Source organism: Tropicimonas isoalkanivorans (assembly GCF_900112335.1).
In the GTDB taxonomy this organism is placed as follows: Bacteria; Pseudomonadota; Alphaproteobacteria; order Rhodobacterales; family Rhodobacteraceae; genus Tropicimonas; species Tropicimonas isoalkanivorans.
The window spans coordinates 1-18,781 of the sequence record NZ_FOLG01000022.1 but is presented as its reverse complement, the minus strand read 5'-3'; the positions used below and the strand labels follow the sequence as shown (position 1 = coordinate 18,781).

Sequence of the window (18,781 nt, the reverse complement as noted above, 5' to 3'; positions counted from 1 at the left end):
AACAATTTCGGCGATAGGTGGGCATTTAATCTGTAAATGAGGCCAATGCCTCATTTTCGACGCGTTGCGACCGAAATCACGTCCGCTCGGTAGGTCTTCATTGAACATAATCACGACCGGATGTCCCGGCCGGACGCAAAGGACGGAACGAATGTTGCACTGGCTATACGGAAGAGCGGGAAAGGCCGCAGACGCCGGGCGGTCCACACGGGCGACCAACGCCGGTGGAGGGCTCGCAGCCGGAACGTTCGTGGCCACGGCCAAGGGCTGGTGCCCGGTCGAGGAAATCCGCGTCGGGGACGAGATCATCACATTTGACGACGGCATGCAGGCCGTCACCGGCGTGAACAGCCGGCTGGAGGCCCCGCACGGGGACGAAGCGGCACCCACCCCCATGATCTCCGTTCCGGCCGGGGTGATTGGCAACCGCCGCCCGATCCTGGTGACCCAGAAACAGGCGGTGATGGTAGAGAGCGACATGGCGAAGGCGATCCTTGGGGAGCCCTTTGCATTGATCGAAGCAAAGACGCTGTCGCGCCTGGGCGGCACGCGCAAGATGCGGCCGCAAGCGCCGGTCACCACGGTCACGCTGACCTTCGAGACGCCGCAGATGATCTTCGTGGAGGGCGAGGCGCTGATCTACTGCCCGTCCGAGGAAGCGCCCAGCCCCGTCACGCTGGAGGCCGCGGTCTGGGGGCGGCAAGACGTTCGCTACCCCGTGCTGCCGAAGGCGACGGCAGAGATGGTGGTGGCCAGTCTGGAGATCCGGGATCTCCATGCGCCCAAGGGTCCGCGCCTGACGCCGCATCCCGGGGGCGCCTGAGCGGTCACCGGCGGTCATTGAGGAACAATCGAGCAGTCCCCGACCCAGCGGGACAACGAAAACGGCGCGCCAGGGGTGGCGCGCCGTCGCTCGTTGCCGTGAGCAGTGTCAGGCCGCGTCTTCGCTGCGGCCGAAACGGCCATAGAACGTCTGTCCCTTGCGGCCCATCTCGGCCAGCAGCTCCGGTACCGCGAAGCGCCTCCCGAAGGCTTCGGCCAGTTGCGCGCTGCGCGCGGCGGCGTAGGGCGTGCCCAGCATGTCGAGCCAGCTGAACGGCCCGCCCGACCATGGGGCGAAGCCCCAGCCGAGGATGGCCCCCACGTCGCCTTCGCGGATGTCCTCCAGCACGCCATCCTCCAGCGCACGGACCGCTTCCAGCGCCTGGATGAAAAGCAGGCGGTGCTGCACGTCGATCAGCGTGGGCTGCTCGGCGGCGCGGGGGAATTTCTCCGTCAGCCCGGGCCAGAGGCCGGTGCGTTTTCCGCGCGCGTCGTAGTCGTAGAACCCCGCCTTTGCCTTGCGGCCCAGCCGCCCCTCGTCAGCCAGCCAGAAGACGACCTCGTCCACCTCCGCATCGGGGTAAGCGTCGCCCATCGCGGCGCGCGTGGCCTTGGCGATCTTCACGCCGAGGTCTATGGAGACCTCGTCGACGAGCTGCAGCGGCCCGACCGGCATTCCGACCAGCTTCGCGGCATTCTCGATCAGTGCCGGGCTGACGCCTTCGCCCACCATCCGGATGCCTTCGTTCATGTAGGGAATGATGCAGCGGTTGGCGTAGAAGAACCGGGCGTCGTTCACCACGATGGGCGTTTTGCGGATCTGGCGGGCGAAGTCGAGTGCCTTGGCCACCGCACGCGCGCCGGTCTGCTTTCCCTTGATGATCTCCACCAGCAGCATCCGTTCGACGGGCGAGAAGAAGTGGATGCCGATGAACTGCTCCGGCCGGCGGCTGGCCTTCGCGAGGCTGCTGATGGGCAGGGTGGAGGTGTTGGTGGCGAAGATGCAGTCCTCGCCCACGACCGCCTCGGCCTTCGCGGTGACCTCGGCCTTGATCTTCGGGTCTTCGAACACGGCTTCGACGATCAGGTCGCATCCGGCAAGGGCGGCGTAGTCGTCCGTGGGCGTGATGCGCGCCAGCAGCGCCGTCTTGGACTCTGCCGTGGCCTTGCCGCGCTGGATGCCCTTGTCCATGTAGCGCTCGGCATAGGCCCTGCCGCCCTCGGCCGCCTCCCGGCTCTGGTCGAGCAGCACCACCTCGATGCCGGCCTGCGCCGCGACCAGCGCGATGCCGGCCCCCATCATGCCCGCGCCGAGGACGCCGAGCTTCTCAACGGTCTGTTTCGGCACGTCGGGGCGGTTCGCGCCCTTTTCCAGCGCCTCCTTGTTGAGAAAGAGCGCGCGGATCATGGCGGAGGACGACGGGTTGAGCAGAATGCCGGTGAACCAGCGCGCCTCGATCTTCAGCGCCGTATCGAAGGGCACGAGCGCGCCCTCGTAGGCCGCGGACAGCAGCGCCTTGGCGGCGGGGTAGACGCCCTGCGTCTTGCCGTTCACCATCGCGGAAGCGCCGAGGAAGGTCATGAAACCGGCGGGGTGATAGGGTGCCCCGCCCGGCATCTTGTAGCCCCGCTCGTCCCACGGCTTGACGATCTTCGGCTCCGACAGGACCCACTCCCGCGCCCGGTCGAGCAGGTCCTCGGCGGGGACGACTTCGTCCACCACGCCCGCCGCCTTCGCCTTGGCCGGGATGTTCAGCTTGCCTTCCAGCAGCAGGGGCGAGGCCCCCATCGCGCCCAGCTTGCGCACCAGCCGCGTGGTGCCCCCTGCCCCGGGGAAGATGCCCACCAGGATCTCCGGCAGGCCGATCTTGGCCTTCGGATTGTCCGCGGCGAAGATGCGGTGGCAGGCGAGCGGCAGTTCAAGCCCGATGCCCAGCGCCGTGCCCGGCAGTGCCGCCGCGATGGGCTTGCCGCCCGCGTTGGTCTTGGGGTCCATCCCGGCGCGCTCGATCTTTCGCAGGATGCCGTGCACGCGCATGATCCCCTCGAAGATCCCCTTCGCCGGGTCCTCGTCGCGCTCCTTCATCCGGGCGATGACGTTGAGGTCCATCCCGCCGGCAAAGCTGCCCGGCTTGCCGGAGGTGAGGACGGCGCCCTTGATCGCGTCGTCGGACAGCACCCGGTCGATCAGCGCGTCGAGGTCATCGAACCCCTGCTCGCTCATCACGTTCATGGATTTCCCCGGCGTGTCCCAGGTGATGATCGCGACGCCGTCGGCGCCGGTCTCCATGGTAAAATCGCTCATGCGCTGTCTCCATGATAAGGGCTGCCATCCCGGCGCGTGAAGGTCGAGCGACCGTCCTTCAGTTCCATCTGCAGGTCGAGGTCGGAATAGGTCGTCGTCTCCGGGTCCATTCGCGCCCCCAGGACGAGGAAGGTTGCCGGCCGATCGGTACGGTTGACGAAATGGTGGCCGTTGGGATCGCCGGCGGGAAAGGCCACGCAGGCGCCGGGCCCCAGATCCTGCGCGCCGGTGTCGTCGACGAGGGTGCAGATGCCCTCCGTCACCATCGCGAACTCGTCTTCCCGCGCATGCCAGTGGCGCAGCGAGGACAGCGCGCCGGGCTCGAGCCGGACCAGGTTGGCCCCGAACTGGGTCAGCCCGCCCGCCTGGCCAAAGCGCAGCGAACTGCGCCCCGCCATCATCGCGGCATAGGGAGCGGGATAGATCGAGCCGGTTTTGACCGGACATGTGGCACGGTCGATGACGGCCCGCGGCATGGTGCCGACGTCCGGCTCCCCGGCCGATCCGTCTTTCATCGTCCGGCTGCCGCCCGCCTCGACGATGGCGCGGCGGCCCAGGTCCGGGTACTGCACAACGTCCCGCTCCGCGCGCCAGCCGGCCACGAGGAACCGGGCGGGGCCGTCGCTGCGGTTGACGATCTGGTGGGCGTTGGGCACGCCTGCCTTCCACGCCACGGCATCGCCCGGCGTGAGCGGCGTCTCGCCGAAGACGTCGACCAGCAGGGCCGTGCCCTCCAGCATCCAGAGGAACTCGTCCTCCGCCTCGTGCCAGTGCCGGTCGGACGAGCGCGCGCCCGGCCCGAGCGTCTCCAGCACCACGCCGTACTGCGTGAGCCCGCCGGCGTCTCCGACGGAGACCCGGTCGTAGGCGCCCAGCGGGTCCTCCGCCCCGGCGCTTTCACGCGGCGCGCGGGCAAGGTCGATCACCGGCATGTCCGAAATCTCCGCAGCCCCATGGTCACACCCGCTCGATAATCGTCGCGGCGCCCATCCCGGAGGCCACGCAAAGGGTCGCCAGCCCGACCTGCTTGTCCGAGCGTTCGAGTTCGTCCAGCAACATGCCGAGGATGATCGCGCCTGTCGCGCCGAGCGGATGGCCCATCGCAATCGCGCCTCCGTTGACATTGACCTTCTCCGGCGACACGTCGAAGGCCTGCTGGAAGCGCAGGACAACGGCGGAAAACGCCTCGTTGACCTCGAATAGGTCGATATCGCCGATGCCCATGCCGCTGTCGGCCAGGACCTTCTCCGTGGCGGGCACGGGGCCGGTCAGCATGATCGTCGGGTCCGAGCCGATCTTGGCAGTGGCGCGGATGCGCGCGCGGGGCGTCAGCCCGAACTCGTCGCCGAACTGCCGGGACCCGACAAGGACCGCCGCGGCCCCGTCCACGATGCCGGAGGAGTTTCCCGCGTGGTGGATGTGCCGGATCTCCTCGAGGTGCGGGTACTTCATGAGCGCCACCTTGTCGAAACCGGGCATCGCTGTGCCCATCTGCTCGAAGGCGGGACTGAGCGCGCCCAGCGCCTGCATGTCCGTGCCGGGACGCATGTACTCGTCCCGGTCGAGGATCGTCAGGCCGTTCCGGTCCGTCACGGGCACGACGGACCTGTCGAAGCGGCCCTCGTCCCACGCCATCTTCGCGCGGCGCTGGCTTTCCACGGCCAGCGCGTCCGCCTGATCGCGGGTGAAGCCGAATTCGGTCGCTATGATATCGGCCGAAATCCCCTGCGGGACGAAATAGGTCTCCATCGCGACCGACGGATCGACGGCAATCGCCGCCCCGTCCGAACTCATCGGAACGCGACCCATCATCTCCACGCCGCCCGCGATATAGGCCTGCCCGGCGCCGCCGCGTATCTGGTTGGCCGCCAGGTTCACGGCCTCCAGCCCGCTGGCGCAGAAGCGGTTGATCGAGAGGCCCGGGATGCGTTCGTCCAGATCCGAGGCCAGCACGGCCGTCCGCGCCAGGCATCCGCCCTGCTCCGCCACCTGGGTGGCATTGCCCCAGATCACATCCTCCACCGCATGGCCATCCAGACCGTTCCGGCTGCGGATTGCGTCGAGCATCAGGGCCGACAACCGGACGGCCGTCACCTCGTGCAGCGCCCCGTCCTTGCGGCCCTTGCCCCGGGGGCTGCGCACGGCGTCATAGATGTAGGCATCGGTCATCGGGTGATCCTTCCGTTCAGGCCCGGTCCGCCGGCGAGCCGGGCATCAGGTCGTAGGGGTGCTTCCAACCGGGCAGGCCCGCGATCCGGTCCAGCCACGCGTCGATATTGGGATATGTCGTCCGGTCGAACCCAAACGGCTCCGGGTAGTAGAGGTAGCCGCAGTTGGCGATGTCCGCGATGGTCGGGCGGTCCCCGACCAACCAGTCCCGCCCGTCCAGACAGCCATCGAGCACCTTCATCGCCGCCCCGTGCCGGGCCATCAGGTACGCATTCGCCCCCGCATCGCGCTTCGCCTCCGGCAGGAAGTTCATGTTGAAGCGAACCGGCCCGGAGACGCCGGAATTCTTGTGGTTGTCGAACAGGATCCAGCGCAGGATGTCGCGCCGCTCCGCAGAGTCCCGCCACCCCAGCTTCCCGGAAATCTCCACGACGTAGTCCTGAATCACACCGGACTGGGTCAGTACCAGGTCGCCGTCGACCAGCACCGGCACTTCGCCCATCGGGTTCAGCGCGCGATAATCGGGCGTACGGGTCTCCCCGTGGAAGAAATCCACCCAGACGGGCTGCCACTCGAGCCCGGCAAGCTCCAGCGACAGCGCCGCCTTGTAGGCGTTTCCGGATTCTCCAAAACAATAAAGGTGCATCCTCACCAGCGTCTCCTCCCAGCCGCTCCGTCTATTATGGGTATTTTTCCCAACAAGAAGAACGGTCAATCTCCTGTTAATTAAGTTCGGGCTAATCTGACGCCGCGGTACAGGCTGGGGAGCCGATGACCGCCCAACGAGAAGCCCTGCCCCGCGGGCCCCGGCGACGGCCAGCTTCGTCACCCGGCCGGGGGCAGGGTGGACCCGCCGCCCCTTCTTGTTGGCCCAAATACCCTCGCCGAAGGCGTCCCTTCCTCGCCGGTCCCGTCACGGTTGACGTTTCCGCTCTGCCAGATCCGCCTTGAAGAGCCGGAGCCGGTGGGGCAGCGCGTCCTGGTCCGTGACGCTCCCGAAATGTTCGAAGAGAAAGCACAGCGCCTCGTCCTGGCTGATGCCCGCATGGTCAGAGAAACGACGCAGGGTGCGGTAGGCGTCTTCGCTCAGGGCGACGTTGAGCCGCCGGGTGAAATGGAGCCGCTTTGCCATCCGCAGTCCTCTCGCGTCAGAATGCGTGCGCGCCGAGCGCCATGACCGGCTCCGCGCCGCTTTCGATGCGGGCGAGGTGGAGGCGTGTCGCCGGCAGGAGGCGGGCCATGTAGTAGCGGCCGGTGGCGAGCTTGGTCTGGTGGAACGCGGCGGCGCCTTCGCCGGCGGCGAGCGCGCTGGCGGAGGCGTCGGCCATCTGTGACCACATCAGGCCGAGCGCGACATGTCCCAGGAGGTGCATGAAATCGTAGGAGCCGGCGAGCGCGGCGTTCGGGTCCGTCATGCCGACCTTGAGGAAATATGCTGCTGCCGCCTGCAAATCCCGGGCCGCGGCCGCGAGGGGGTCTAGGAAATCCTCTCCCAGGGCGTCCTTTTGCGCGCAGGCACCGATGAAGCTCTCAACCCGCCCGAAGAAGCCGCTCATGTGGCGCCCGCCGTCGGATGCGAGTTTGCGGCCCACGAGGTCCAGCGCCTGGATGCCGTTCGCGCCCTCGTAGATCTGGGTGATGCGGGCATCGCGGGCGAACTGGGACATGCCCCATTCCTCGATATAGCCATGCCCGCCCAATACCTGCTGGGCGGCGATCGTGCATTCGAAGCCCTTGTCCGTCAAAAACCCCTTCAGCACGGGTGTCAGCAGCGAGACCAGCCCCTCGGCCTCCGCGTCGCCGCTACGGCGCACCCGGTCGAGCAACGTCGCGCCCCACAGCATGAAGGCACGCCCCCCTTCGATGAAGGCTTTCTGGTCCAGCAGCATCCGGCGGACGTCGGGGTGCACGATGATCGGGTCGGCCGGCCCGTCGGGGTTTTCCGGCCCCGTAACAGCGCGGCCTTGCAGGCGGTCTTTCGCATAGGCGGCGGCGTTCTGGTATGCGGCCTCCGCCTGCGCCAGGCCCTGCATCGCCACGCCGAGCCGGGCCTCGTTCATCATGGTGAACATCGCCCGCAGGCCCTTGTGTTCGGCGCCCAGCAGGTACCCCTCGGCCTCGTCGTAGTTCATCACGCAGGTGGCGTTGCCGTGCACGCCCATCTTCTCTTCGAGCTTGCCGACGGAGACGGCGTTGCGGCCGCGCAGCGCGCCATCGTCGCTCACGAGGATCTTCGGCACGATGAACAGCGACACGCCCTTGATCCCTTCGGGCCCGCCCGGGATCTTCGCCAGAACGAGGTGCACCACGTTCTCGGCCAGGTCGTGATCGCCGGCAGAGATGAAGATCTTCTGCCCGGTGATCCGGTAGGTGCCGTCGGCCTGCGGTATGGCCTTCGTCCGCATGAGGCCCAGATCGGTGCCGCAATGCGGTTCCGTCAAGTTCATCGTGCCGGTCCACTCGCAGGAGACCAGCTTTGGCAGGTACGTCGCCATCTGCTCCGCGGTCCCGTGCGAGCGGATCGCGGAATAGGCGCCGTGGGTCAGGCCGTGGTACATGGTGAAGGACTGGTTGGCGGCGGAGAAGATCTCTCCCACCGCCGTGCCGAGCAGCGCGGGCATCCCCTGTCCGCCGTACGCCGGATCACACTCCAGCGCGGGCCAGCCGCCGGCCTTGAGCTGCTCGAAGGCCGCGCGGAACCCGGTTGGCGTGCGCACGACGCCGTTTTCGAGCATGCAGCCCTCCACGTCGCCGACGCGGTTCAGCGGGGCCAGGACGTGCGAGGCGATCTTGCCGGCCTCCTCGAACACCGCCGCGGTAAAGTCTGGGTCCAGATCGGCGTAGCCGGGAATATCCTGCCCGGCCACTTTCAGGACGTCGTGCAGGACGAACTGGATGTCGGCCACAGGGGCGGTATAGGTCGGCATACGGCGCTCTCCTCCCTCGCGCGGTGCCGGTCTACTCCGCGGCTTCTCGCGACGACATCGACTCAAGCATCTGTTTTCCCCAGACCAGATGCTCTTTCAGCTCGGCGATTGACTCGTCGAGGTCCCGCCGCTGACGTTCCATGTCGGCCAGCCGATGTTTGGCCAATTCGTACGTCTTGGCAAGCTGCGTCATGCGTTCGTCGCGGTCGTAGAGGTCGAGCAGTTGCCGGATTTCCTCCAGACTGAACCCGAAGCGCTTGCCGCGCAGGATCAGGGTCAGGCGGGCACGGTCCCTCCGGGTGAACAGCCGCTTGGTGCCTTGCCGAATCGGAAACAGAAGCTCCTTGGCCTCGTAGAAGCGCAACGTCCGCGGCGTCACGTCGAACGCGTCGCACATTTCCCGGATGGTCATCAACTCGTCAGTCATCGTCTCTTCCTTGCGCCAACCGAGGCTCAGGCCCTCGGAGGCCCTCAATTCTCAATCAAAACCTTCCTACACCGCGGCCAGGCGCACAGGTATGCTGGACGCTGCGTCACTTTCTGCCCCTGCATTCACGGGAGGGCATCGCGTGAGTGCAGTGTACCAGTATTCAAAACGCTTTGAGCGTAGGCACGCGGTCGCGGTAAATCGATTTCCCCTTTTGATCATACCAAATCCCTCGCCGTCTCGTCGCGGAGTTTCTGCAGGTGCAGTATCGTTTCATCTAGCTCGGCGCGTTGCGCGCGCAACACCGTCAACTGGCGGTCCGCCATCTCGATCCAGGCGCCGAGTTGGGAGCGTGCGCCCTCCTCCTCGTAGAGCAGGAGCCAGCGCCGGATTTCCTCCAGGCTGAACCCGAACCGGCGGCCCCGCAGGATCAGGGTCATCCGCGCCACCTCGCGCGGGCCGTACCGGCGGACGCGGCCGTCCTTTTCAGGCTGCAGCAGTTCGATATACTCGTAGTATCGCAAGGTTCGTGGCGTGACATCGAACTTTGCGCACATCTGCTTGAAACCGAGCGGCGTGTCAGGCATCGCTGCCTACATCCCATCGCTAAATCGATTGACGCAACGCTAGACCTCCCTCCCGGTCGGTTCAATGGCGATATCGCACTATCTCGCCTTGCGTGTCCGGACAGTGGGCCGGATAACACGCATTGAACGCCAAGCTGGAGCAGGATCATGGACAGAGGCACGCACTTGCGGGGCTTGATCGACGCCCTGCCCTTCTCAAAAGCGCTCGGAATGCGGCTCGAGGAGAGCGGCGACGGGCGCGCGGTCGTCTCCCTGCCCTACGATGCGCGCCTGGTGGGCGATCCGCGCTCCGGCGTGATCCACGGCGGCGCGGTTTCGGCCCTGATGGACACCTGCTGCGGCACCGCGGTGATGACCGTGCCGGACGGCTCCGGCATCACCGCGACGCTGGACCTGCGGATCGACTACATGCGGCCAGCGCGAAAGGGGGCGCGGATCGTCTGCGAGGCGATCTGTTATCACACGACGCGCACCGTCGCCTTCGTGCGGGCGACGGCCACGGAGGCGGACGGCGGGGAAGTGACGCCCGTGGCCTCCGCCGTGGGCGCCTTCACCTTCGAGAAACGCGGGGCGGGACAATGAGGCAGCAGCCGGAACCCGTGCAGGTGGTCAAGGAGCGGCGCGACCGGGCGCTGCACGCGCTGGTGCAAGGGGTGCCCTACATCACTTTTCTCGGGATCGAGTTCGACCGGCGGGGGGACGAGTTGACCGCGATCCTGCCCTATCGGGACACCCACATCGGCAACCCGCTCCTGCCGGCCCTGCACGGGGGCGCCATCGCTTCCTTCCTGGAGGTCACGGCGATCATTGGGCTGGGCTGGTCGATCCTCTGGGAGCAGATCGAGAGCGGGGCGGTCGATGCCGCCGCCATCGGCCCGGAGAGCCTGCCCCGCCAGCCGAAGACCATCGACATGACCGTCGATTTCCTTCGCACCGGCCTGCCACGCGATGCCTACGCCCGCGCCCGGGTGAACCGCTCCGGGCGGCGGTATTCCAGTGTGCATGTGGAAGCCTGGCAGGACAACCGCGCCCGCCCCTTCGCACAAGCGACCGGCCATTTCCTGATGCCCGCCCATGAGTGAGGCCGCGCAGGCCGGCGGGGTGCCGGTCAGTCATCGCCGCATTCTCGCGGTGGCGGCACCCATCGTGCTGTCGAATGCCACGGTCCCGATCCTCGGCCTGGTGGATACCGGCGTTGTCGGGCAACTGGGCGAGGCGGCCCCCATCGGGGCGGTGGGCATCGGCGCGATCATTCTGACGACGGTCTACTGGGCCTTCGGCTTCCTGCGCATGGGGACCACGGGGCTGGTCGGGCTGGCGCTCGGGGCGGGAAACTCGGCCGAGGTGTCGGCGCTGCTGACCCGGGCGCTGATGATCGCGGCGGTGGCGGGGCTCGGCCTGATCCTGCTGCAACCGCTGATCTTCGCCGGGGCCTTCCGCATTTCGCCCGCCTCGCCGGAGGTGGAGGGGCTTGCCCGCCGCTACATGGCGATCCGGGTCTGGTCCGCGCCTGCGGCCATCGCCGTCTACGGGCTGACGGGCTGGCTGATCGCGCAGGAGCGGACGCGGTCGGTTCTGGTCCTTCAGATCGCCATGAACGGGACGAACATCGTTTTGGACCTGCTCTTCGTGCTGGGGTTCGGCTGGGGCGTGGAGGGGGTGGCGAGCGCGACGTTCCTTGCCGAATGGTCCGGCGCGGCGCTCGGGCTGTGGCTCTGCCGCGCGGCCTTCGCCTCGCCCGCGTGGCGGGACTGGGCCCGCGTCTTCGACCGGGAACGGCTCCGGCACATGGCGTCGGTCAACACCGACATCCTGATCCGCTCGCTGCTGCTGCAGGCGGTGTTCGTATCCTTCCTGTTCTACGGGGCGGACTTCGGCGACGTGACGCTGGCAGCCAACCAGGTGCTGCTGCAGTTCCTCGAGGTCACGGCCTTCGCGATGGACGGCTTCGCCTTTGCCGCGGAGGCCCTTGTCGCACAGGCGATCGGTGCCCACAGGCTGGGGCTGCTGCGCATCTCGGCCATTCGGACGAGCCAATGGGGCATGGGGTGCGGGGTGCTGCTGGCCGTGGCCTTCGCGCTGCTTGGGGGCGCCATCATCGACACGATGACCACGGCCGAAACCGTCCGCGCGGAGGCCCGCACCTACCTGCCGTGGATGGTGGCGGCGCCGCTGCTGGGCGGGCCGGCGTGGATGCTCGACGGCATCTTCATCGGCGCCACCCGCTCGCGCGACATGCGCAACATGATGATCGTCGCGACGGCGATCTACGCAGCGACGCTGGCGCTGCTGATGCCGCCCTTCGGCAATCACGGCCTCTGGGCGGCGCTGATGGTCTGCTTCGTGGCGCGCGGCGCGACGTTGGGCGCGCGCTATCCCGCGCTGGAACGCGCCGCCGTCGGAGCGTGAGGGCGGCGCAGGTCTGTCTCAGGCGTGCGCAGGCGCTTGCAGCGGCGTGGCCCCGGTTTCCAGACGGGTGATCTTGCCGTCTTTCAGCGTGTAGCAGGCCAGAACCGCCTCCCGCGAGCCGTCCGGGTAGTCGTTGATGGAGTGCATCACGAGGATGTCGTCGTTCTCGTAGATCTTCCGCTCGTCGCCGAAAGAGCCGCCGCCCTCCATCATCTTGTCGAGCATCGCGGTGATTTCGGACTTCTTCATCTCCGTGCCGCTCTGATGACGCACGAAGACGCAATCGTCGGCCATGAGATCGCCGTACGCTTTCATGTCCTTCGCCCGCCGCGCCGCCTGAATTTTCTCGAATACAGCCATGGTGTCCTCCCGCTGCGAATGCGCCGGGCCATCCCAGGGTGGCGGTTCGCGCCGCGCACACCGTTGCCCCGGCGATGCGGGATCATACCACGCCCGGCGTCCCTCCCCTAATCCGAACATTCGGCGGACGCCCCCGATGACGCGCATCAAGGCAACTGGACCGGACCACGTCGAACGGCCCGGTCACGACCGTTTTCGACTGCGTCCAGCGGTCCTGTGTGAACCGCATGACGATTGCCGCTGCGGACGGGACGACGTCGGAGGCGTTCCGTTACGTCTATTTCCCGCGATACCGGCAGGAGTACGTCTCAAGCTGGGCCATGTGGCGGGACGGCGGCGATGCGCCGGCAATTCACCGCACGACGGTCTATCAACTTGTCGGTTGCAAGTAGGCGACGGGCCTGACCGCCCGCTGCCGCCGCGCCCGCGCTAATGGTCGATGCCGACGGCGTCCGCCACATTGGCGAACCCGTCGCGGTCCAGCAGGGCGTCGAGGTCCCGAACGATCCGGGCCACCAGACCGATGCCGCCATAGACCAGCGCGGTATAGAGCTGCACCGCCGACGCACCGGCGCGTATCTTGGCGTAGGCGTCTTCGCCCGACGCGATGCCGCCCACCCCGATGAGCGGTATTGCCCCACCGGTCTCCGCATGGAGCCGGGCCAGCACGGAGGTGGACATGGTGAAAAGCGGCGCGCCGGAGAGGCCGCCGGCCTGCCGGGCGTTCCGGCTTTGCAGCCCATCACGGGAGAGCGTCGTATTGGTGGCGACGATCCCGTCCACCCCGACGGTGGCCGCAACGGCCGCGATGTCGGCAATCTCCGCCCCCGTCAGGTCGGGCGCGATCTTCAGGAAGATCGGAATGCGCCGGGAGAGGCCGTCCCGCACCTCCAGCACGCCACGCAGCAGCGCCTCCAGCGCGGCCTTTCCCTGCAGGTCGCGCAGGTTCTCGGTGTTGGGCGAGGAGACGTTGACGGTCGCGAAATCGAGATCCGGCCCGCAGGTCTCCAGCACCCGGGCGAAATCGGCGGCGCGGTCGGCGCTGTCCTTGTTCGCGCCGAGGTTCAGGCCGATCACGGCCTCCCGGGGCCGCTTGGCCAGCCGGGCCGCCATCGCCTCCATGCCCTCGTTGTTGAAACCGAACCGGTTGATGACGGCGCGGTCCTCCTTCAGGCGGAAGAGTCGCGGCCTGGGGTTGCCCGGCTGCGGGCGCGGGGTGGTCGCCCCCACCTCCAGAAAGCCGAAGCCCGCCCGCGAGAGCGGCCCGAGCGCCACGGCGTTCTTGTCCAGCCCCGCCGCCAAGCCCACCGGGTTCGGCAGGTCGAGGCCCGCCACGGTCGTCCGCAAGCGGGGCGAGGTGATCGGGCCGGGCAGCGGCACCAGACCCGCGTTCAGCGCCTTCAGCGACAGGCCGTGGGCCACCTCCGGGTCCATGCGGTGAAACGCGGCCATGCCCGCCCGCTCGACCCAGTTCACACCACGCCCTCGGGAAAGATGTGGCCGGAGGCGCCGAGCGGGAGCGACTTGTCCCAGACGACCTCGCCGATCTCCAGCGGCCGGTAGAGATGCGGAAACAGCGCGCCCCCGCGCGAGGCTTCCCACTTCAGCGCCGGGCCGAGTTTGTCCACGTCCAGCGCCACCAGCACCAGATCGCTCTCGGTTCCGAAGTGTTTTTCCGCCGTCTCGGCCACCTGCCCCGCCGTCGACAGGTGGATAAACCCGTCGGCCAGATCGACCGGCGCCCCCGGCGTCTGGCCCTCGGCGCGGAACGCCTCCCACTCGGGGCGGCGGAATATCTTGAAGATCAACATGCGAGACCTCTGCCCAATGGATGCGACGCGGTCAAGCGCGCTCCTTCCGCGTGCGGCGCCGGTTCCTTGGCGGAAGGCAGCGCAGGTCCATTTGACCTCCGCCGCCGGACACGACAAGCTGGGCCGATAACCCATAGGGAGACATTCGATGCCTTCACGCCATCTGCTGGCCGCCATGGCCGCCGTCCTTGCCGGACCGGCCGCGGCCGACTACAGCCTGACCATTTTACACACCAACGATTTCCATTCCCGCTTCGAGCCGATTTCGAAATACGACTCGACCTGCGCCGCCGAGGACAACGAAGCCGGCGAGTGTTTCGGCGGCACCGCGCGCCTTGTGACGGCCATCGAGGAGGCCCGCACGCGCTCGAACAATTCCGTTCTTCTGGACGGTGGCGACCAGTTCCAGGGCTCGCTCTTCTATACCTACTACAAGGGCAAGATGGCCGCCGAGTTCATGAACAAGCTCGGCTACGACGCGATGACCGTCGGCAACCACGAGTTCGACGACGGCCCCGAAGTGCTGCGCGGCTTCATGGACACCGTCGATTTCCCCGTCCTGATGTCGAACGCCGACGTGAGCGGCGAAGAACATCTGGCCGACGCCATCGAGAAATCCACCGTCATCGAGCGGGGCGGCGAGAAGCTCGGCTTGATCGGGCTGACGCCGATGGACACCGGTGAGTTGTCGAGCTCCGGCCCGAACGTCATCTTCGGCGACCCGTCGGAGGCCGTGCAGGGCGAGGTGGACAAGCTCACCAAGCAGGGCGTGAACAAGATCATCGTGCTCAGCCACTCCGGTTACCTCGTCGACCAGCGGGTTGCTGAAAACACCACCGGTGTGGACGTGATCGTGGGCGGGCACGACAACACCTACCTCTCCAACACGTCGGACAAGGCCCGCGGCCCCTACCCGACCATGGTGGGCGACACCGCCATCGTGCAGGCCTATGCCTACGGCAAGTTCCTGGGCGAGCTGAACGTGACCTTCGACGACGAGGGCAAGATCGTCGAGGCGACCGGCGAGCCGCTCATCATGGACGCTTCGGTGACGGAGGATCAGGCCACTCTCGACCGGATCTCCGAACTGGCAAAGCCTCTGGACGAGATCCGGGGCAAGGTCGTGGCCGAGACCTCCGAGGCCATCGAAGGCAGCCGCGAAGTCTGCCGGACGCAGGAATGCGCCATGGGCAACCTGGTGGCCGATGCGATGCTCGACCGGGTGAAGGACCAGGGCGTGCAGATCGCCATCACCAATGGCGGCGGCCTGCGCGCCTCCATTGACGCGGGCGAAGTGACCATGGGCGAGGTGCTGACCGTGCTTCCGTTCCAGAACACGCTCTCGACCTTCCAGACGTCCGGCCAGACGGTGATCGACGCGCTGGAAAACGGCGTCAGCCAGGTGGAGGAAGGCGCCGGCCGATTCCCGCAGGTGGCCGGTCTGAAGTTCGCCTGGAATCCCTCGGCCGAACCGGGCAGCCGGATCTCCGACGTGATGGTGGCCGATGGCGACGGCTGGGCGCCGATCGACCCGGAGGCGACCTATACGCTGGTCTCGAACAACTTCGTGCGCACCGGCGGGGACGGCTACAAGATGTTCGTGGATGCCGAGAACGCCTATGACTATGGCCCGGACCTTGCCGACGTGACCGCGGAGTACCTCGCCGAGCAGGGCCCCTATGCGCCCTACACCGACGGCCGCATCACGCTCGCCAACTGACCCATGGCCTTTTCGTGCCCGGCGGCTGCGCCGGGCACCTTTCCACGTCCCCTTCGAGACCCTAGATTGGTCCCATGTGCGGACGCCTCGTGAACACCATGCCCATCGACGCCATGGCGCGGCTCTTCGATGCCGTGCCGTCGAACGATCTGCCGGACGGTGACCGCTACAACGTCTGCCCCACCAATCAACTGACGACTGCCGTCACCGAGGGTGGCCAACGCCGCCTGCGGGCGATGCGGTGGGGCTTCATGCCGAAGTGGTACAAGACGCCCACCGACGGCCCGCTCCTCATCAACGCCCGCGCCGAAACCGTGGCCGAGAAACCGGCCTTTCGAGAGGCGGTGCGCGAACGGCGCTGCATCGTCCCGGCGGACGGGTTCTATGAATGGACCAAGGGGCCGGAGGGTGCGCGGCTGCCGTGGTTCATACACCCAGCCGATGGTGGCCCCATGGCGCTCGCCGGCATCTGGCAGGACTGGGAGCGGGACGGCGAGGCGATGACGACCGTGGCCATCGTCACCTGCGCCGCCGGGAACGGGATGGAGGCGTTGCACAGCCGGATGCCTGTGATCCTCGCGCCGGAGGACTGGCCGCTCTGGCTTGGCGAGAGCGGAAAGGGCGCTGCCCGGCTGATGCGCCCTGCGCCCGACGGCTCCCTCGCGTGGCATCGCGTTGACCCGGAGGTCAACTCGAACCGCGCCCAGGGTGCGCACCTCATCGAGCCGCTCGCCGCCTGAGTTACACCCCTTCCGACGAGCTCGCCCACAGGTTGATATCCTCCTCGGAGGACAGATCGTCGATCTCGGCCAGCTCCTCCTCGGTGAAGTCGAGGTTCCGCACCGCCCCCGCACAGTCCGTCACCTGCTCCGGCCGGCTGGCCCCAATCAGCGCCGTGGTGATCCCGCCGCCGCGCAGCACCCAGGCGATCGCCATCTGCGCCAGCGTCTGCCCGCGCCGCTCCGCCAGGTCGTTCAGGGCACGGACGCTCGCCAGGGCGCTTTCCGTCAGGAACCCGTCCCGGAACGAGCCGCCCTTGGTCGCCCGGCTGCCCTCCGGCACGCCATTGAGGTACTTGCTGGTCAGCATCCCCTGCGCCAGCGGCGAGAACGCGATGGAGCCGACGCCCAGTTCCGCCAGCGTCTCGCGCAGCCCGTCACGCTCCACCCAGCGGTTCAACATGGAATAGCTCGGCTGGTGGATCAGGCAGGGCACGCCCATCTCCTTCAGCAGCGCCACCGCTTCGCGCGTTCGCGCCGAGTTGTAGGATGAAATCCCCACGTAAAGCGCCTTACCCGCCCGCACGATGTCCGCCAGCGCGCCCATCGTTTCTTCCAGTGGAGTCTCCGGATCGAAGCGGTGGGAATAGAAGATATCGACGTAGTCCAGCCCCATTCGTTTCAGGCTCTGGTCGCAGCTCGCCATCAAATACTTGCGGCTGCCCCACTCGCCATACGGCCCGTCCCACATCAGGTAGCCGGCCTTGGACGAGATGATCAGTTCGTCGCGATGGTCGCGGAAATCCGTCCGCAGGATTTCCCCGAACGCCTCCTCGGCGGAGCCCGGCGGCGGCCCGTAGTTGTTGGCCAGATCGAAATGCGTGATCCCGTGGTCGAACGCTGTCCGGCAGATGTCGCGCTTGGTCTGATGCGGCGTCTCGTGCCCAAAATTGTGCCACAGCCCGAGCGAGACCGCGGGCAGTTTCAGCCCCGAGGCCCCGCAACGGCGGTATTCCATCCGGTCGTATCGGTTGGCAGCGGCACTATAGGTCATGCGATCTCTCCCGGTCTTCCGGGCGCGGCTCCCCCGCGCGCCCTCCGACAGAGACCATTGCCAAAACGCCGGGGCACTTCAAGCCGCCAGCGCCCGGCGCCCGCGACGTCAGCCGTCGATCACCCGGTCCAGCACGTCGCGCAACCGCGCCACCGTGCCGTCGACGTCGTTCAGCTTGTCGAGCCCGAAGAGCCCGATACGGAAGGTGCGGAACTCGGCCCCCTCGCCAACCTGCAGGGGCACGCCAGCCGCGATCTGCATCCCTTCGGCGAGGAACTTGCGCCCGGTCTGGATCTCCGGATCGTCGGTGTAGGAGACGACGACGCCCGGTGCGCCGTACCCTTGAGCGGCGACCGAGGCCACGCCCATCGCCGCCAGCATCTCCCGAACCTCCGTCCCCAGCCGCCATTGCGCCGCCTTCGCCGCGTCGAAGCCCATCGCCTTGGTCTCGGCCATCGCGTCGCGCAGCCCGACCAGCGCGTCGGTGGGCATGGTGGCGTGATAGGCGTGCCCGCCATCCTCGTACGCCGTCATGATCGCGCGCCATTTCTTCAAGTCCATCGCGAAGGAGGTCGAGACGGTCTCCTCCAGCCGTTCGGCCGCCCGAGCCGACAGCATCACCATCCCGGCCGACGGCGAGGCAGACCAGCCCTTCTGCGGCGCGGAAATCAGGACATCCACACCCGTGTCGGCCATGTCCACCCAGACGCAGCCCGACGCGATGCAATCGAGCACCATCAATGCTCCCACCTCATGGGCCGCCGCCGCCATGTCGCGCACATACGCGTCGGGCAGGATGATGCCAGACGAGGTCTCCACGTGCGGCGCAAAGACGAGGTCCGGCCGCGCCTCGCGGATCGCGCTGGTCACCTCCTCGATTGGCGGCGGTGCGAAGGGGGCCTTGGGGGTATTCCCTGCAGGCCGGGCCATCACCACCTGCGTCTCTTCGGCAAAACCGCCGGCCTCGAAGATCTGCGTCCACCGATAGGAGAACCAGCCGTTGCGGACGATCAGCGCGCGGCGGCCGGTGGCGAACTGCCGTGCGACCGCCTCCATCGCGAACGTGCCGCCACCCGGCACCAATGCCACGGCGTCGGCTCCGTAGACCTCGCGCAGCATCGCCGAGATGTCGCGCATCACCCCCTGGAACTTCGCCGACATGTGGTTCAACGAGCGGTCGGTAAAGACCACCGAAAACTCGCTCAGGCCGTCAGGATCGACATCGGGGCGCAGGCCGGGCATCGCAGAAACTCCTCTCTTGCTCGCTGTCACCTCTACGGCGCGCAAGGCCCTTCCGCCACTGAAAAGGCGGCGCCGGACGATGCACAGGGGCGTCATTTCCCCAATTCGGTATCGTCGATCTGCGCTCTTTCCGGCCCCCCCTGACGCGATAACGCCCCGCTTGGTTTGACCGAGCGGGGCGTTATGTTTTTTGATTTTTGATCGTAAGAGAGTTTTGGATTTTTTCTAG

20 protein-coding genes are annotated in these 18,781 nt (G+C 67.3%); 7 read left to right on the top strand and 13 right to left on the bottom strand.

Going from position 1 to position 18,781, the window contains the following annotated elements; all coding sequences use genetic code 11:
- Positions 1 to 151 precede the first annotated feature (151 nt).
- Positions 152 to 823, top strand: coding sequence for a Hint domain-containing protein (locus tag BM075_RS22195; protein ID WP_093362838.1), 672 nt, complete (start codon positions 152 to 154; stop codon positions 821 to 823).
- Positions 824 to 931: 108 nt separating this feature from the next.
- Here BM075_RS22195 and BM075_RS22190 read toward each other — a convergent pair whose 3' ends face one another.
- The 8 genes from BM075_RS22190 to BM075_RS22150 form a co-directional block, all read right to left on the bottom strand.
- The gene (locus BM075_RS22190) at positions 932 to 3,127 is read right to left on the bottom strand and encodes a 3-hydroxyacyl-CoA dehydrogenase NAD-binding domain-containing protein (protein ID WP_093362837.1); all 2,196 of its coding nucleotides are present in this window, start codon (positions 3,125 to 3,127) and stop codon (positions 932 to 934) included.
- A complete protein-coding gene (locus tag BM075_RS25135) occupies positions 3,124 to 4,059 on the bottom strand; it encodes a cupin domain-containing protein (RefSeq protein ID WP_218152897.1) in 936 nt (311 codons plus the stop codon). Before BM075_RS25135 ends, BM075_RS22190 begins: the two co-directional genes overlap by 4 nt.
- Positions 4,060 to 4,084: 25 nt before the next feature.
- Positions 4,085 to 5,296, bottom strand: a complete 1,212-nt coding sequence (locus BM075_RS22175; RefSeq protein ID WP_093362836.1) for an acetyl-CoA C-acetyltransferase — start codon at positions 5,294 to 5,296, stop codon at positions 4,085 to 4,087.
- Positions 5,297 to 5,312: 16 nt separating this feature from the next.
- A complete protein-coding gene (locus tag BM075_RS22170) occupies positions 5,313 to 5,942 on the bottom strand; it encodes a glutathione S-transferase family protein (protein ID WP_177208453.1) in 630 nt (209 codons plus the stop codon).
- Between the two features lie 267 nt (positions 5,943 to 6,209).
- Positions 6,210 to 6,428 carry a hypothetical protein gene (locus BM075_RS22165; RefSeq protein WP_093362834.1) on the bottom strand — a complete coding sequence of 73 codons (219 nt, stop codon included), beginning with the start codon at positions 6,426 to 6,428 and terminating at the stop codon, positions 6,210 to 6,212.
- Positions 6,429 to 6,444: 16 nt separating this feature from the next.
- Entirely contained in the window at positions 6,445 to 8,223 is a 1,779-nt protein-coding gene (locus BM075_RS22160; RefSeq protein ID WP_093362833.1) for an acyl-CoA dehydrogenase C-terminal domain-containing protein, read from the bottom strand.
- 31 nt (positions 8,224 to 8,254) lie between these two features.
- The gene (locus BM075_RS22155) at positions 8,255 to 8,650 is read right to left on the bottom strand and encodes a MerR family transcriptional regulator (protein ID WP_093362864.1); all 396 of its coding nucleotides are present in this window, start codon (positions 8,648 to 8,650) and stop codon (positions 8,255 to 8,257) included.
- A gap of 218 nt (positions 8,651 to 8,868) precedes the next feature.
- Positions 8,869 to 9,237, bottom strand: coding sequence for a MerR family transcriptional regulator (locus tag BM075_RS22150; RefSeq protein ID WP_093362832.1), 369 nt, complete (start codon positions 9,235 to 9,237; stop codon positions 8,869 to 8,871).
- A gap of 147 nt (positions 9,238 to 9,384) precedes the next feature.
- Between BM075_RS22150 and BM075_RS22145 the strand changes: the two genes are divergently transcribed.
- From BM075_RS22145 to BM075_RS22135, 3 genes are read left to right on the top strand one after another with little or no spacing between them, the layout of a single operon-like run.
- Positions 9,385 to 9,819 (top strand): PaaI family thioesterase, encoded by a 435-nt coding sequence (locus tag BM075_RS22145; protein WP_093362831.1) that lies wholly within the window; start codon positions 9,385 to 9,387, stop codon positions 9,817 to 9,819.
- Positions 9,816 to 10,319, top strand: a complete 504-nt coding sequence (locus BM075_RS22140) for a PaaI family thioesterase (RefSeq protein ID WP_093362830.1) — start codon at positions 9,816 to 9,818, stop codon at positions 10,317 to 10,319. Before BM075_RS22145 ends, BM075_RS22140 begins: the two co-directional genes overlap by 4 nt.
- Positions 10,312 to 11,646, top strand: a complete 1,335-nt coding sequence (locus BM075_RS22135; RefSeq protein WP_093362829.1) for an MATE family efflux transporter — start codon at positions 10,312 to 10,314, stop codon at positions 11,644 to 11,646. Before BM075_RS22140 ends, BM075_RS22135 begins: the two co-directional genes overlap by 8 nt.
- 18 nt (positions 11,647 to 11,664) lie before the next feature.
- Here the strand turns inward: BM075_RS22135 and BM075_RS22130 are convergent, their stop codons facing one another.
- Positions 11,665 to 12,006 (bottom strand): nuclear transport factor 2 family protein, encoded by a 342-nt coding sequence (locus tag BM075_RS22130; protein WP_093362828.1) that lies wholly within the window; start codon positions 12,004 to 12,006, stop codon positions 11,665 to 11,667.
- 227 nt (positions 12,007 to 12,233) lie between these two features.
- On the opposite strand from BM075_RS22130, the gene BM075_RS24550 reads away from it, so the two are divergent.
- The gene (locus tag BM075_RS24550; protein ID WP_177208451.1) at positions 12,234 to 12,398 is read left to right on the top strand and encodes a hypothetical protein; all 165 of its coding nucleotides are present in this window, start codon (positions 12,234 to 12,236) and stop codon (positions 12,396 to 12,398) included.
- A 37-nt stretch (positions 12,399 to 12,435) separates the two neighbouring features.
- Here BM075_RS24550 and BM075_RS22125 read toward each other — a convergent pair whose 3' ends face one another.
- Together BM075_RS22125 and BM075_RS22120 are read right to left on the bottom strand one after the other, a co-directional pair.
- Positions 12,436 to 13,482 (bottom strand): quinone-dependent dihydroorotate dehydrogenase, encoded by a 1,047-nt coding sequence (locus BM075_RS22125; protein ID WP_093362827.1) that lies wholly within the window; start codon positions 13,480 to 13,482, stop codon positions 12,436 to 12,438.
- Complete coding sequence (locus BM075_RS22120) at positions 13,479 to 13,817, bottom strand: DUF952 domain-containing protein (RefSeq protein ID WP_093362826.1); 339 nt, start codon at positions 13,815 to 13,817, stop codon at positions 13,479 to 13,481. The genes BM075_RS22125 and BM075_RS22120 overlap by 4 nt, the downstream gene beginning before the upstream one ends.
- 148 nt (positions 13,818 to 13,965) lie before the next feature.
- Here BM075_RS22120 and BM075_RS22115 point away from each other — a divergent pair, with 148 nt between their 5' ends.
- Both BM075_RS22115 and BM075_RS22110 read left to right on the top strand, forming a co-directional pair.
- Positions 13,966 to 15,537: a bifunctional metallophosphatase/5'-nucleotidase gene (locus BM075_RS22115; RefSeq protein WP_093362825.1), complete on the top strand. Its 1,572-nt coding sequence runs from the start codon at positions 13,966 to 13,968 to the stop codon at positions 15,535 to 15,537.
- Positions 15,538 to 15,611: 74 nt separating this feature from the next.
- Positions 15,612 to 16,277 carry an SOS response-associated peptidase gene (locus BM075_RS22110; RefSeq protein WP_093362824.1) on the top strand — a complete coding sequence of 222 codons (666 nt, stop codon included), beginning with the start codon at positions 15,612 to 15,614 and terminating at the stop codon, positions 16,275 to 16,277.
- A gap of 1 nt (position 16,278) precedes the next feature.
- Here the strand turns inward: BM075_RS22110 and mgrA are convergent, their stop codons facing one another.
- Together mgrA and BM075_RS22100 are read right to left on the bottom strand one after the other, a co-directional pair.
- A complete protein-coding gene (gene mgrA / locus BM075_RS22105; protein WP_093362823.1) occupies positions 16,279 to 17,310 on the bottom strand; it encodes an L-glyceraldehyde 3-phosphate reductase in 1,032 nt (343 codons plus the stop codon).
- 108 nt (positions 17,311 to 17,418) lie between these two features.
- Positions 17,419 to 18,552, bottom strand: a complete 1,134-nt coding sequence (locus BM075_RS22100; RefSeq protein WP_093362822.1) for an aminotransferase class V-fold PLP-dependent enzyme — start codon at positions 18,550 to 18,552, stop codon at positions 17,419 to 17,421.
- Positions 18,553 to 18,781: the final 229 nt, after the last annotated feature.